The 14,557-nt window shown below is 70.6% G+C and carries 12 protein-coding genes; 5 read left to right on the top strand and 7 right to left on the bottom strand.

The window, feature by feature from the left end:
* Positions 1-43 precede the first annotated feature (43 nt).
* Positions 44-781 carry an alpha/beta fold hydrolase gene (locus SHK19_RS00855; protein WP_322457409.1) on the top strand — a complete coding sequence of 246 codons (738 nt, stop codon included), beginning with the start codon at positions 44-46 and terminating at the stop codon, positions 779-781.
* Here SHK19_RS00855 and SHK19_RS00850 read toward each other — a convergent pair.
* The 3 genes from SHK19_RS00850 to SHK19_RS00840 are packed head-to-tail and all read right to left on the bottom strand — an operon-like array spanning position 778 to position 2,919.
* Positions 778-1,983, bottom strand: a complete 1,206-nt coding sequence (locus SHK19_RS00850) for an RNA polymerase sigma factor (RefSeq protein WP_322937582.1) — start codon at positions 1,981-1,983, stop codon at positions 778-780. The two genes, SHK19_RS00855 and SHK19_RS00850, sit on opposite strands and share 4 nt — an antisense overlap.
* Positions 1,984-2,017: 34 nt before the next feature.
* Positions 2,018-2,374, bottom strand: coding sequence for a YciI family protein (locus SHK19_RS00845; protein ID WP_322457407.1), 357 nt, complete (start codon positions 2,372-2,374; stop codon positions 2,018-2,020).
* A 5-nt stretch (positions 2,375-2,379) separates the two neighbouring features.
* Positions 2,380-2,919, bottom strand: coding sequence for a dihydrofolate reductase family protein (locus SHK19_RS00840; RefSeq protein WP_322457406.1), 540 nt, complete (start codon positions 2,917-2,919; stop codon positions 2,380-2,382).
* 146 nt (positions 2,920-3,065) lie between these two features.
* Between SHK19_RS00840 and SHK19_RS00835 the strand changes: the two genes are divergently transcribed.
* Positions 3,066-4,001 (top strand): MBL fold metallo-hydrolase, encoded by a 936-nt coding sequence (locus tag SHK19_RS00835; RefSeq protein ID WP_322457405.1) that lies wholly within the window; start codon positions 3,066-3,068, stop codon positions 3,999-4,001.
* A 579-nt stretch (positions 4,002-4,580) separates the two neighbouring features.
* The gene (locus SHK19_RS00830) at positions 4,581-6,329 is read left to right on the top strand and encodes a 13E12 repeat family protein (RefSeq protein ID WP_322937581.1); all 1,749 of its coding nucleotides are present in this window, start codon (positions 4,581-4,583) and stop codon (positions 6,327-6,329) included.
* A gap of 366 nt (positions 6,330-6,695) precedes the next feature.
* Here the strand turns inward: SHK19_RS00830 and SHK19_RS00825 are convergent, their stop codons facing one another.
* The 4 genes from SHK19_RS00825 to SHK19_RS00810 are packed head-to-tail and all read right to left on the bottom strand — an operon-like array spanning position 6,696 to position 12,254.
* Positions 6,696-7,211, bottom strand: a complete 516-nt coding sequence (locus tag SHK19_RS00825) for a GNAT family N-acetyltransferase (protein WP_322454078.1) — start codon at positions 7,209-7,211, stop codon at positions 6,696-6,698.
* A complete protein-coding gene (locus SHK19_RS00820) occupies positions 7,208-9,463 on the bottom strand; it encodes a GNAT family N-acetyltransferase (protein ID WP_322454079.1) in 2,256 nt (751 codons plus the stop codon). The genes SHK19_RS00825 and SHK19_RS00820 overlap by 4 nt, the downstream gene beginning before the upstream one ends.
* The gene (locus tag SHK19_RS00815; protein ID WP_322454080.1) at positions 9,460-10,776 is read right to left on the bottom strand and encodes a lysine N(6)-hydroxylase/L-ornithine N(5)-oxygenase family protein; all 1,317 of its coding nucleotides are present in this window, start codon (positions 10,774-10,776) and stop codon (positions 9,460-9,462) included. Before SHK19_RS00815 ends, SHK19_RS00820 begins: the two co-directional genes overlap by 4 nt.
* Positions 10,773-12,254, bottom strand: a complete 1,482-nt coding sequence (locus SHK19_RS00810) for a pyridoxal phosphate-dependent decarboxylase family protein (protein ID WP_322454081.1) — start codon at positions 12,252-12,254, stop codon at positions 10,773-10,775. Before SHK19_RS00810 ends, SHK19_RS00815 begins: the two co-directional genes overlap by 4 nt.
* A 242-nt stretch (positions 12,255-12,496) precedes the next feature.
* Between SHK19_RS00810 and SHK19_RS00805 the strand changes: the two genes are divergently transcribed.
* Both SHK19_RS00805 and SHK19_RS00800 read left to right on the top strand, forming a co-directional pair.
* Complete coding sequence (locus SHK19_RS00805) at positions 12,497-12,862, top strand: DUF485 domain-containing protein (protein WP_322937580.1); 366 nt, start codon at positions 12,497-12,499, stop codon at positions 12,860-12,862.
* Entirely contained in the window at positions 12,862-14,466 is a 1,605-nt protein-coding gene (locus tag SHK19_RS00800; protein WP_322937579.1) for a solute symporter family protein, read from the top strand. Before SHK19_RS00805 ends, SHK19_RS00800 begins: the two co-directional genes overlap by 1 nt.
* Positions 14,467-14,557 lie beyond the last annotated feature (91 nt).

Below are 14,557 nucleotides of genomic sequence, written 5' to 3'. Positions count from 1 at the left end.
GTCTCACCGCCTCACTCACCCACGCCTGCGTAACCTGACGCCCGTGATCTGGCATCGGACCGGCGGCAGCGACGACGGCCCCCTCCTCGTGCTCCTCCACGGGCTCGGCGGTACGGCGGAGCTGTGGCGCGGCGTCGAGGCGCTCCTGCCCGAGCGGTGGCCTGGTGGGTGGCTGACGCCCGACCTGCCGGGTCACGGACGGTCGCCCCGCGCGGCGTCGTACACCTTCGACGCGCAGGCGGCACTGGTCGCCGAGGCGCTCCCGGCCGACCGCGACCTGGTGCTGCTCGGCCACTCGATGGGCGGCATGGTGGCGCTCGCGATGGCGGGCTCCCACCCCGGCGTCCGCCGCGTCGTGGGGTTCTCGATCAAGACCTGGTGGCCGCCGGACCAGGTGGAGGGCATGCGGGGGCAGTCGCAGAAGCCGGCCCGGGTGTTCGCGACACGGGAGGAGGCGATCGAGCGCTACCTGATGGCGTCCGGGCTGCGTGGGCTCGGCGACCCCTCGGCGCCCGAGCACGAGGCGGGCGTCGTCGAGGTCGACGCCCCTGAGCCGGGCTGGCGGATCGCCCAGGACATGGGCACCTTCGACTTCGGGGTACCGGACATGCCTGCCCTGCTGGCCAGGGTGTCCTGCCCGGTCACGCTCGGCCGTGGCTCGGAGGACCAGTTCGTCCGGACGGACAACTACGCGGGTCTCGGCGTCGACGTCGTCACGTTCGAGGGTCTCGGCCACAACCCGCACATCGAGGACCCGGCAGCGGTCGTGGCGTTGCTCTAGGCGTGACCCGCGGCGCAGTCCGCCGCCCGGCCCTGCAGGGTGCTGCGCTCCTGGTTGTTCCTGGTGAGCGACGCGGCGCGGAGGAACTCCTCGCGGGCGGCGACGTGGTCGCCCGACCGGCACAGCAGATCGCCGGCGACCGCGGGCAGCAGGTGGTAGCTCCGCATGCTGGCGAGCTCCTGGAGCTGACGCACGATCGCCAGCCCGGCCTCGGGACCGAACGCCTGTGCCGTCGCCACGGCGCGGTTGAGGTCGACCACCGGGGACGGGCTGATCTGGGCGAGCCCGTCGTACAGCGCGGTGATCCGCTGCCAGTCGGTCTCCTCGGGGGTGCGGGCGCGGGCGTGGCAGGCGGCGATCGCCGCCTGGAGCGCATAAGCGCCGGCGTTGCCGCCGAGGGCGTCGACCTGGTCGAGCAGGGCCAGCCCGCGGCGAATCAGGAGCTGGTCCCAGCGGGACCGGTCCTGGTCCATGAGGAGCACGGCGGAGCCGTCCGCCGCCGTGCGCGCCGCCAGCCGCGACGCCTGCAGCTCCATCAGCGCGAGCAGCCCGAGGGTCTCGGGGTCGCGCGGGGCGAGGGCCGCGAGCATCCGGCCGAGCCGGAGCGCCTCCGCCGCCAGGTCGTGGCGCACGAGCTGGTCGCCGCTGGTCGCCGTGTGGCCCTCGTTGAAGAGGAGGTAGACGACCTCCCGGACGGCGTCGAGGCGCGCCGGCCGCTCGTTCTCCGGCGGCAGCTCGAAGCGGATCCCCGCCGCCGACAGCGTCTTCTTCGCCCGCACGATCCGCTGCGCGACGGTGGTCTCCGGCGCGAGGAAGGCGCGGGCGACCTCGTCGGTCGACAGGCCGCAGACCAGCTTGAGGATCAGTGCCGACCGGGCGTCCGGAGCCAGGATCGGGTGGCAGACCATGAAGATCAGGCCGAGCAGGTCGTCGGCCAGGTCCGCGTCGAGGTCGAGCTCGACCGCGGCCGGTTCCCGAGCCGCGACCTCCCGGTACTTGCTGCGCTGGGTGTCCCGCCGCCGCACCCGGTCCACGGCCAGGAAGTGCGCGGTCTTGTGCAGCCAGGCGGCGGGGTTGGCCGGGACGCCCTCACCACGCCACTTCTCGAGTGCTGTGGCGAAGGCGTCCTGGGCCAGCTCCTCCGCGGTGTCGACGTCGCCGACGATGCGGGTCAGCCGGGCGATGACGCGCGCGGACTCCACGCGCCACAGTGCGGCGACCGTGGCGTCAGGACCATCAGGCAAGGTCGGCGTACTCGATGACACGGCGGACGTCGACCCGGTGGGTGCCCACGAGCAACGCGAACTTCCGCGCGTGCTCGATCGCCTCGGCGAGCGAGTCGACCTCGAGGATCGCGAAGCCGGCGATCAGCTCCTTGGCCTCGGCGAACGGGCCGTCGATCACCCGGACGTCGCCGTCGGCGACCTCGACCCGGGCGCCCTGCGAGCTCCCGTGCACGCCCTCACCCGTCAGGAACACCCCGGCCTGGGCGGCCTCCTGCATGTAGGCGCCGATCTCGGCTTGCTGCTCGGGCGACGGCTTGACGCCGTCCTCCATGTCCTGGGTCTGGTAGTGCATCACCATGTAGCGCATGCGGATCATTCTCCAGCCGGCACGTAGACGAGGTGCAGCACGCCGCTGTCGAACTGGGTGGACGACTTGAGCTGGAGCGGCACCTTGGCGCCGTCCTCGAAGAGCTTCTTGCCCTTGCCGACCACGACCGGGTGCACCAGCAGGTGCAGCTCGTCGACGAGGCCCTGCTCGAGCATCCAGCGGACGAGGGTGGCGCTGCCCGTGGTGCCGAGCTTGGCGTTCTCCTTGAGCGCGGCCAACTCGGCCGCGACGTCGCCGTTGACGACCGTGGAGTTCTCCCAGGTCGCCTCCTTCAGCGAGCTGGAGACGACGTACTTCTTGGCGCCGTTCATCTGCGCGGTGATCGGGTCATCGGGGTCGGCGTCGGGCCAGTACGACGCGAACTCCTCGTAGGTCTGCCGCCCGAGCAGCGTGGCGTCGGAGTCGCTCATCAGCTCCCCGACGGCCGCGCCCATCTCGTCGCTCCAGTAGTCGAAGTGCCAGGTCTCGGGCGACTCGATGACGCCGTCGAGTGAGATGAAGAGGCCGGACTTGATGGATCCCATGATCGTTTCTCCCTGTGTCGGTGGGCCCGGGTTCGGTGCCCTGTCACCCCTGCGCCGATCCGACCAGCCGGATTTCGACACGTCCAGGGAGTTTTCTTGGAATTTGTTTTGTGCGCGCTTCGTCCTCCGTCGTCTACGGTCGCGGGGTGCGCCTGCCCGTCCATCCGCGAGCGCCGCTCGGTCGGCCCCGTCTGGAGCCGTACGCCGACCGCTTCGACGTGCCGGCCGCTGAGGGGCCGATGTCGGTGCAGTTCCTCGGGGTGGCGACGCTGCTGGTCGACGACGGGGAGACGCAGCTACTGACCGACGGGTTCTTCTCGCGGCCGGGTCTGTTGTCGGTGGGTCTGCGCCGGGTCGAACCCGATCGGCGGCGGATCGAGGAGTGCCTGACTCGAGCCGGCGCCACCCGGGTGCGCGCAGTCGCGCCCGTGCACAGTCACTACGACCACGCGCTCGACAGCGCCGTCGTCGCGGACCTGACCGGCGCGCGACTCGTCGGCGGGGAGTCGACGGCCAACATCGGGCGTGGCGGCGACCTGCCCGACGACCGGATCCGGGTCGTCGACAGCGGCGACGAGGTGCAGCAGGGCGCCTTCTCGCTCACGTTCATCGCGTCCGAGCACTGTCCGCCCGACCGGTTCCCCGGCGCGATCACCGAGCCCGTCGTCCCTCCGGCCAAGGTCGGCGCCTACAAGTGCGGCGAGGCGTGGAGCATCCTCGTCGAGCACGCGAGCAGCCATCGGCTGCTGATCCAGGGCAGCGCCGGGTACGTCGAGGGCGCGCTCACCGGCCTCCGGGCCGAGGTCGCGTACCTCGGCGTCGGCCAGCTCGGCAAGCAGGACGAGACCTACATCCGGGCCTATTGGGAGCACACAGTGCGCGCCATCGGCGCGCGCCGTGTCGTCCTCATCCACTGGGACGACTTCTTCCGCCCGCTCGACCGGCCGCTCCGCGCCCTGCCCTACTTCGGCGACGACCTCGACGCGACCATGCGGGTCCTCCTGCCGCTGGCGGAGGAGGACGGCGTCAGCCTGCACTTCCCCACCGTGTGGGCGCGCGAGGATCCCTGGGTCGGTTTGTGAGCCGCGTCGTTGGTTGCGGCCCATGCCGGCAGGTTGCGGGCCGTGCGTCGTTGCGACCGACGGGCTTGGACGGCGAGCGGACGGCTGCTCGTCGTGACGAGCGATCGGTGGTCGAGGAGGTCGCGCTGTGACCGTCTCGAGACCCCTTCGACCTATGAGCCCTTCGTTGCGGTCCGCGGGGGTTGCGACCGAAATGGCTTTGGACGGGAGCGGAGGGCCGCTGGTTGCGGGCCGCGGCCGGCTCACGGTGGGTTCGGAAGCGCCGCTGGTCGAGGAGGTCGCGCTGTGACCGTCTCGAGACCCCTTGGACCTATGAGCGCCAGAGCCTTCGTTGCGGTCCGCAGGGGTTGCGACCGAAAGGCTTGGGAGGGGAGGAGGGGGCTGTTGGTTGCGCGCCGCGGCCGGCTCACGGTGGGTAGGCCGTGGCCGCTGGTTGAGGTGCGACGAGCGCAGCTAGGAGCCTCGAAACCAAGGCACCCGAACCACCTACCATCCACAGGCGCCGAACGGCGGATCGCCTGTCCACAGGCGGGTTCTGAACGTTTCGTTGTGTCGGAGGGTCGGGGTTGAATAGGCCTCATGGATCTCGGGACCGCACCCCTCTTCGACCTCACCGCCCCAGTGGTGACCCAGGTCGCCGAACCCGCGGTCCGCACCCGGTCCCAGGCGCTGCTGGCCAGCATCAAGCAGCGCCGCACGGTCATTGCCGATCAGGAGATCGCCACCGTCCGCGAGATCGCCGAATGGGCTGCCGAGCATGTCGTTGCTGAGGACGCGGCGGATGTGGCGACGTTGACCGAGCGGGGTCTGGACACCGGGCTCCCGCTGGCCGGACCCGGCGCACCCCTGATCTCCGACTTCGCGGTGATGGAGCTCTCCGCGTTGTTGGGGCGGTCGTTGGACTCGGGGCGCAACTACGTCGGCCAGGTCCTCGAGCTCGCCCACCGCCTCCCCAAGACCTGGACCCGCCTCCTCGACGGCCAGGTCCCGGTGTGGAAAGCACTGCGGGTCGCCGACGCCACCCGACTCCTACCGCAGGACGCTGTCGGGTTCGTCGACAATCACCTGGCACCGTTCGCGCACGGGGTGACCTGGGCGCAGGTCGACCGGCTGGTCGAGGAAGCCCTGGTCCGCTACGACCCCGATGCCGCCGAAGAACGGCGCCGGGAGTCCCGGGACCACCGGCACGTCCACACCGGCCTGGACCGGGTCGGCTACAACGGCACCGCCGACCTCTCCGGCACCCTGGACGCCGCGGATGCCCTCGACCTCGAACACGCCATCGCCCGCCGCGCCCAGCTCGCCGGCCAACTCGGCGACACCGACACCCTCGACGTCCGGCGGGCCAAAGCACTCGGGGAGATCGCCCGGGAGGACCTGGTCCTCGACCTCGAGGTCGCCGACCCCGACACCGGAGAGATCACCCGGACCATTCCCGGCCGGAAGACCGAGCTCACCCTCCACCTCTCCGCCACCGACCAGACCGTGGGCCGGTTCGGCAACACCCGCACCCCCATCTCGGTGGAGCAGGTCAAGGAATGGCTCAACACCCCCCACACCACTGTGATCGTGCGGCCGGTGGTCGACCTCGCCGGCCACCAACCGGTCGACTCCTATGAGATCCCCGACCGGATCCGCCGCCAGGTCACCGAACGCGACCACCACTGCGGCTTCCCCTACTGCACCCAACCCGCCGAAGCCTGCGATCGACCACATCACCCCACACGCCGGCGGCGGGACGACCTGCGCCTGCAACCTCTCCCCGGCCTGCCGCGGCCACCACCGGTACAAAACCTCGGGCCAAGCGACCTACCGGATGCTCAGCCCCGGCACCTACCACTGGACCCTGCCCACCGGGACCTACCTGGTCGACCCCACCGGCACCCACCAACTCACCGCCACACCACCGCCCGAGGACTAGCGACCCCGCCCCGCACCCCGCCACCCGGCGGGGCCAAAGGCATGCCCACACCGGTCCCGAAGCCGGTCCTGAAGCCGCAAGCCGCGCACCTGCCGCCACCACCCGTCATCCCCTTGCGGCCGCAACCACAACGAGCACCCCAGACCTCCCCGCGCCCGGGCAGGGCCCGGGGAACCGCACCGCAACCGAGGACGATCTCCTCGGCCGGCGGGATGGAAGGAGGGAGGGCCCGCCGGCCGAGGATGCTTGCGCGTCCTTCTCAGGCCGCGGCGCTGCGGGTGCTGCGGACGTCGGTGATGCCACCGACGACGGCGTCGAACACCTCGCTGAGGAACGGGTTCCTGTCGACCAGCGCGCCTGCGGACGCGATGCCGAGCGCGACGCCGGCGAGGAGCTCGTTGCGGTAGTGCGGCTTCGGCTCGTCGTCAGGCGCGGGTACGCCACCCTGGAGGAGCTTGGCGACGAGCGCGGCGATCGCGGAGTCGTCACCCAGGTCGTCGCGGAAGTCACCGGGGTCGGTCCACTGCGCCATCGGCCGCACTGCCACGTCGAGCTTGTCGGCCACGAACGCGAGCTGGGCGAGCGACCTGCCGAAGCGGATGCCCTGGGAGATCACGGGTCCGTGCGGGAACAGGGCGTCGTACGCAGCCGGGTTGAGGCTGCCGATGATGGACAGAAGGGTGCGGTTGCTCGCCACGAGTGACTCCTGGGTGTCGTCGATTGAGGGACACAAGGAGGAGCGCGGCGCACCGCCGCCTGATTCATCCTTTCGGCTACATCTGGTCCCGTTCGAGGAAGAAGAACTGCGCCGGCTTCGCGGCGATGCTTGTCCTCATGTCGACCAGCGGGCCGCGCACAGCGCCGATCCGCGCCATCATCGCCAACGAGGCGGCGTTGCGGGCGTCCGGCTCGAACACCAGCCGCCGGCAACGGGCCAGGGCGAAGACGAACATCAGCCCCGCGGCGACGATCTCCTCGGTGCGACCGGCGCGTGCCTCGTCGGCCGCGAGCAACAGGTGGACGCCCACGTCCCCCGGCCGCCGGTCGTACCACTCCCCGATCTCGTCGACCTCGGGGTCGTAGGTCTGCAGCAGCCCGACCGGGGTGCCGTCGACCAGGAAGAGGTACGCCGCGAGGTGCTCCTGCTCGTCGATGTAGCTGTAGATCTCCCGGACCCGGTCCTCGTCGCAGTCGGTCATCCCCCAGAACGCCGCGCGCTCCTCGGTGACCCACCCGTGCAGCAACGGCGAGTCGGCGGCGGGATCGACGGGCCGGATCGCGACCGTCACCGCCGGGCCACCGGGTTGGCCAGGGTGCCGGCGAAGATCAGCGACTCGGCCTGGTCGGCCAGGTCCACCATCTGCAGCGTGTTGCGGAGCTGCAGCCGGTTGAGACAGCTGTGCCGGAAGCTCGGTCGCAGCAGGTCGTAGTGCGCGGCCGCGTCGGCGAGCTCCGGATGGTCCGCGAGGTGCTCCTCGATCGTCGCGCGCACCAGCCCCCAGAACTCATCCGAGCCCAGGACGCCGTCCTCGGCGAGGATCGCGCCGACGAACCGCAGCACCCCGTCGAACACGTCGGTGTGGATCGCCAACGCCTTCACGTCGTCGGGGAACGCACCGCGGATCCGCTCCACCTCGGGCGGCAACGGGAGCGAGCCCATCACCGCCACCTCCTCGCCGATGTCCTTCATCAGCGCCCGCACCGGCACGTGGTCGCGCAGCACCAGCACCAGGTTCTCCCCGTGCGGCATGAAGGCGAGGTCGTAGGCGTAGAGGCAGTGCACCAGCGGCCGCAGATAGGCACGGAGATAGCCCCTGACCCAGGTAGCCGCGTCGACCGGCGACGCCTTGATCAGCGCCGTCACCAGCGCGTCGCCGTCGGCGTCGCGGTGCAACAGCGACGCCATCGTGGCCGGCCGCTCGCCGGCTCCCAGCTGCGGGACCGGGCTCTCCCGCCACAGGGCCGCGACCAGCTTCCGGTACGGCGACGGCCCGGCATGGCGGTGGAACGCGTCACCCGTGTAGCCGATCGCCGCCAGCTCCCGCAGCACGGTGAACCCGGTCGACCGCAGCTCCGGGTCCGCCTCGACGGTCGCCGCCACCCAGTCGTTGATGGCGGGCGTCGCCTCCATGTAGGCCGGCGACAGCCCGCGCAGGAACCCCATGTTCTGGATCGCCAGCGCCGTCTTCACGTAGTGCCGTTCCGGCCGGCTCTGGTTGAAGAAGGTCCGGATCGACTGCTGCGGACGGTGCTCGTCGTCGCCGGCACCGAGGTGCACCAGGTCGCGGCGTGCCAGGTCGGGGGCGAAGGTAACGGCCAGCTTGTTGACCCACTGCCACGGGTGCACGGGGAGGAACAGGTAGTCGGCCGGGTCGAGCCCGAGACCGCGCAGCCGGGCATGGAACCGCTCGCGGGTCGACCGGGCGAGCTCGCCGTCGTACAGCTCCTCCTCGGTCCGGCCGGCGCCCAGGGTCAGCCGGGTGACGGCGCGCCGGGCCGCCAGCCAGTGCAGCCGCACCGGCTCGCCGGTCTCGGGCGCGAAGGCCTGGTAGTCGTCGAGACCGAACCCGATCCGGCCGTTGTTGGCGACGAAGGCCGGGTGGCCCTCGGTCATTGCCGCCTCGATGGTCTGGTAGTCGGCGTCGACCAGCTCGGCAACCGGGATCCGGCGGTGCCGCAGCTTCCACGCCGCCGCGGCGAGCGTCGAGGCGATCTCCTCGAGGTAGGTCGGCAGCAGCTGGTCGGGGATCCCCAGCGCCGGCGCCAGCTCGGCGACGAACGCCTGGGCGTCCGGTGCCGGATCGATCGAGTCCGCGTCGACGACCCAGTGCTCGAGAGGGTGCACCCGCGCGCTGAAGGAGTACGACGACGTCCCCGCCGTCAGGGACCACCAGCCCGGTCGCGACTCGTCGGGCTCGGGCGTGACCAGCCGCTCGTGGGCGTACTCGCCGATGGCCTTGGCCACCAGGTGCCGGTGCGCCCGCTCCATCAGCGCCGGCGTCAGGTGAGGTGCGGTGGCGCCGGTCGCCAGCTCGTAGGCCTCGCGCGTGCACACCGAGAGCATCGCGGTCTTGCCCGGCACCGCCACCTCGCGCAGCTCGACGAAGCCGGCGGCGACGTTCTTGACCCGGATCGCCGCGTTGTCGACGTCGGGCTCGACCACGACCCGGCGGACGGCGGGGTCGGCGAAGCAGTGCTCGAGCACAGCCGCGAAGACCTGCGTGGTGAAGCCCGGGAGCGGCCCGCCTTCCGGCGGACCGACCAGCACGTGCATGCCGAGGTCACCGGGCCGGAACTCCGGGAGATCGGCGAGCGGGGAGCGACCGGGGTCGTAGGTCTCGACGAGGAAGGCCGGACGGCCGTCGGCGCGGCCGAGGAACACGTCGTGGTGCGGGTCGGCGACGATGGCGCCGTACTCGCGTCGTACGTCGTCCAGCGTCGCGTCCTGCATCATCCAGAACGCGGAGCGCGGATGGGTCACCCATGCGTGCAGCAGCCGGCAGTCGCGCTCGAAGTCGAGCGGCTCGATGGTCAACTTCATCGGCCGGCTCCGGCGGGCACGGGCGAGCGGCGCAGGTGGTCTGGTACCCCGAAGGTCTGCACGGCGATCCGCTTCTCGACGGGGTAGACCTCGCGGCCGAGCATCGCCGCGATGATCACCGAGTTGCGGTAGGCGCCCATGCCCAGGTCCGGCGCCAGCAGCGAGTGCGTGTGCTCCTCGGCGTTCTGGACGAAGATCTCGCCGCCGCAGACGTCGACGGAGTAGTCGGCGGCGACGTCGTAGCGTCCCCGCTCGTCGAAACGGATCCGGTCGCGCACGCCGTCGAGGAAGGCCGGGGTCGTCGGGGCGTAACCCGTCGCCAGCACCAGCCCGTCCGTGCTCAGCCCGAACTCCTCACCCGTCTCGACGTGCAGCAGGTCGAGCTCGTGGCTCGCTCCCAAGGTGCGCGCGGCACGCACCTCGGTGTTGGTGAGCAGCGTCGTCCGCGGGCCGTCGCCGGTGACGCGCTGCTGGTAGTGCAGGTCGAAGATCGCGTCGACCAGGTCGCCGCTGATGCCCTTGAACAGGTGCCGCTGCTCGCGGCTCAGCCGGTCGCGGGTCTCGAGCGGCAACGCCCGGTGGTAGGCGCCGTACTCCGGCGACGTCATCTCGAGCGTGAGCTTGGTGTACTCCATCGGGAAGAACCGCGGGCTCCGGGTCAGCCAGACCAGCTCGTAGCCGTGCGCAGGCGCGTCGGCCAGCAGGTCGTGGTAGATCTCCGCGGCGCTCTGGCCGCTGCCGACGATCGTGATCGTGCGCAGCTGCTGGAGGGCGGGCTTGCGCTCGAGGTAGTCCGACGAGTGCGTGACGTCCGGTGCGCCGAGCAGCGGCCCGAGCGCCGTCGGGATGCGCGGCGAGGAACCGATCCCGAGCACCAGGCGCTTGCTGCGCCAGGTCTCCCCGGTCGCGCTGCGGACGACGTACGCCGAGCCGTCGTGCTCGACCGCGGTGACCCGCTGCCCGAACCGCACGTTGTCGAGCCGCTCGGCCGCCCACCGGCAGTAGTCGTCGTACTCCCGGCGGAGGGGGTAGAAGCTCTCCCGGATGTAGAACGGATAGAGGTTGCCGGACCGCTTGAGGTAGTTGAGGAACGACCAGCGTGACGTCGGGTCGGCCATCGTCACCAGGTCCGCGAGGAACGGGACCTGCAGGGTCGCGTCGTCCAGCAGCATGCCCGGGTGCCAGTCGAAGCGGTCCCGGGCCTCCAGGAACACCCCGGACATACCGTCCGTGGTTCGCAGTGGATCGGTCAGGCAGGCCAGGCCGAGGTTGAACGGACCCAGCCCGACGGCGACGAAGTCGTGGACCTTCACCGGACCGCCTCCAGGGTCCCGACAGGCTCGACCAACGAAGCACCGGTCTCCCGCACCAGGTCGATCACGCCGACGATGTCGCCGACGGTCGCCAGCGGGTTGAGCAGCGTGAGCTTGAGGAACTGGCGCCCGTCGACCTTCGTCGCGGCGACCATCGCCCGACCCGACCGGTAGAGGGCCGCCCGAATGTCGTTGTTGAGGGTCGCGATCGCGGCCTCGCGCTCGCGCTGGTCGAGCCGGTCGAGGCCGGGCGGGACGTAGCGGAAGACCAGCGTGCTGAGCTCCGGCCGCGCGGCGAGCTCGAGGTCGGGCTCGTTGCTCACGGCGATGAAGACGTCGCGGGCGAGGTCGACCACCGCGTCGACGTACTCCCCGATCGTGTCGGGACCCATCATCCGCAGGGTGAGCCAGAGCTTGAGGGCGTCGAACCGCCGGGTCGTCTGCAGGCTCTTGTCGACCTGGTTGGGCGAGCCGGCCGCGCCGGCGGGATCGCGCGGGTTGAGGTAGTCGGCGTGCCAGGCGACCGGCGCCAGCAGCGCCCGGTCGCGCACGACCAGGGCGCTGGAGGACACCGGCTGGAAGAACGTCTTGTGGTAGTCGACGGTCACCGAGTCCGCCCGGTCGATGCCCGCCAGCCGGTGCCGGCGGCGCGGCGACACCAGCAGGCCACCGCCGTACGCCGCGTCGACGTGCAGCCAGGTCTCGTAGGCGCGGGCCAGGTCGGCGATCTCGGGCAGCGGGTCGATCGCGCCGAAGTCGGTCGTGCCTGCCGTCGCGACGATCGCCATCGGCCTGAGGCCGAGCGCGGTGCACGCCGCCAGCGAGCGGTCGAGCGCGACCGGGTCCATCCGGTGCCGGGAGTCGGTCGGCACGCACACCACGCTGTCCTCGCCGAGACCCAGCAGCCGCGCGGACTTCCGGACGGAGAAGTGGCTGTCGGCCGAGGCGAGGATCCGCAACCGCCCCAGCGGCTCCCGGTCGAGGCTGCCCCGGGCCAGCATCAGGGCCTGGAGGTTCGACTGCGAGCCACCGCTGGTGAAGACGCCGTCGGCCGCCGGGCCGAAGCCGATCCGGCCGGCCGTCCACTCGACGAGGCGGCGCTCGACGAAGGTGCCGCCGACGCTCTGGTCGAAGGTGTCGAGCGAGCTGTTCACCGAGGCGACGAACAGCTCGGCGAGCAGTGCCGGTACGACGACCGGGCAGTTGAGGTGCGCGGCGTAGGTGGGCTCGTGGAACCACACCGCGTCGTCGAGCCAGACGCGCGACAGCTCGTCGAGCGCCTCCGCCGTGGTCCCCAGCGGGACGTCGAGGTCGACCGCGGCGACCCGCGCTCCCGCCTCGACGACGCCGGTGCCGGCGGCCGGGCCGGACACCCGGCCGAGTGCGGCCAGCAGGTGCTCGAGGCCGGCGCCGATCGTCGCCGCGTAGTGGTCGGCGTTCGCGGGATGGAAGACGTGGTGCAGTGGGGGCGGGTACACGGCGGGTTCCTCCGAGACAGATTAGGTAAGCCTTACCTTAGCCACGCCTGATCCGTCGCTGTCACTCCCCTGGCGACGTGCCCTCGGTCACAGCGCGACCGTTCGTCGCGCTCCACCGACCGCTCGGCGACCCCGGTTCCCCGTCGGGCGCGAGTTCGGCCCGCACCCCTGCCGACTGGGTATCGACCGCTCCTAGCGTCCCAAGAGCCGTGACGGCGATCACATCGATTCCAGGAGGGCACGTGTCCACGACCAACGGGAACGGCGGGGTACATCAACGTTCCGACCATCCGGTCTATGTCGAGCTTCAGCAGTCGTCCGAGTTCAAGGAGTTGCGCAGACGGTTCCGGGGGTTCGTCTTCCCGGCCACGGTCGCGTTCATGACCTGGTACCTGCTGTACGTCGTGATGTCGAACTGGGCCACCGACTTCATGGGCACGAAGGTCGTGGGGAACATCAACATCGCCCTCGTCTTCGGGATCCTCCAGTTCGTCTCGACGTTCTTGATCGCCTGGCTGTACGGGCGCTACATGAACGACCGGGTCGACCCGATAGCGCGTGATCTCAACGAGCGCTACAACGACCGGATCGATGGCGAGGTGCAGTGATGAGCTCAGAGACCCTCGCCACGATCCTCTTCATCGTCGTCGTCGCGATCACCATCGGGATCACGTTCTGGGCCAGTCGCAACACGAAGAGCGCTGCCGACTACTACGCGGGCGGGCGCAACTTCAGCGGCTTCCAGAACGGTCTGGCCATCTCCGGCGACTACATGAGCGCCGCATCGTTCCTGGGCATCTCCGGAGCCATCGCGCTGACCGGCTACGACGGCTTCCTCTACTCGATCGGGTTCCTGGTCGCCTGGCTGATCGCCCTGCTGCTGGTCGCGGAGCTGCTCCGGAACTCCGGTCGCTACACGATGGCAGACCAGCTGGCCTACCGGATGCGTCAGCGTCCGGTGCGCACCGCCGCCGCGACCTCCACCGTCGTGGTGTCGATCTTCTACCTCCTCGCCCAGATGGTGGGTGCGGGCGCGCTGGTCACGCTGCTGCTCGGCATCGACGGCGAGTGGGCGATCCGCTTCACGATCCTCGCGGTCGGGCTGCTGATGATCTTCTACGTCGTCGTCGGCGGCATGAAGGGGACCACCTGGGTGCAGATCGTGAAGGCCGTCCTGCTGATGTCCGGCACGATCCTGATCACCGTGCTGGTGCTGGCGGAGTTCAACTTCAACCTCAGCGACCTGCTCGGCGCCGCAGCCAGCAACACCGGCAAGGGCGACGCGTTCCTCGAGCCCGGGCTCAAGTACGGCATCAACACGACCAGCCAGATCGACTTCGTGTCGCTCGGCCTGGCGCTGGTGCTGGGCACGGCGGGACTGCCGCACATCCTGATCCGGTTCTACACGGTGCCGACCGCCAAGGACGCGCGCACGTCGGTGAACTGGGCGATCGGGCTGATCGGCTCGTTCTACCTGATGTCGCTGGTGCTCGGCTTCGGTGCCGCGGCGCTGCTCAGCACCGCGCCCGACAGCGAGGTCGCGACCAGCGGCGGCAACCTGGCATCGCCACTGCTCGCCGAGGAGGTCGGCGGTGGGCCGGGCTCCAACGGGGGCGCGATCCTGCTGGCGTTCATCGCGGCGGTGGCGTTCGCGACCATCCTCGCCGTGGTGGCCGGGCTGACGTTGACCTCGGCATCATCGGTGGCCCACGACCTCTACGCGAACGTGTGGAAGAAGGGCACGGCGACCGAGAAGGACGAGGTGAAGGTCGCACGGATAGCCGCGTTCGTGATCGGTGGCATCGCCATCGTCCTGTCGATCTTCGCGCAGGAGTTGAACATCGCCTTCCTGGTGGCGCTCGCCTTCGCGGTCGCTGCCTCGGCCAACCTGCCGGCGCTGGTGATGAACCTCTTCTGGAAGAAGTTCAACACCCGCGGTGCCACCTGGGCCATCTACGGAGGACTCGTCACCTGCGTCGGCCTGGTGTTCTTCTCGCCCACGGTGTCCGGCCCGACCGGTGTCTTCTGGACCTCGGTCGACTTCTCGTGGTTCCCGCTCGCCAACCCGGGCATCGTCTCGATCCCGGCAGGCGTCCTGTTCGGCATCATCGGCACCCTCACCTCGCGTGAGCCCGAGGCCGAAGCGGCTTACAGCGAGCTCGAGGTCCGTTCCCTGACGGGTGCGGGCGCCGAGAAGGCCACCGTCCACTAGGAGCTCGGAGGTTGCCGGGCCGGCGCGTGGCGCGCGCCGGCCCGACAACTGCCCGACGAACGGCCCGACAACGGCGCTGCAACAGGCATGC

It is taken from the genome of Nocardioides bizhenqiangii, assembly GCF_034661235.1.
GTDB lineage: Bacteria > Actinomycetota > Actinomycetes > Propionibacteriales > Nocardioidaceae > Nocardioides > Nocardioides bizhenqiangii.
This window is presented reverse-complemented; position numbering and strand designations above follow the sequence as displayed.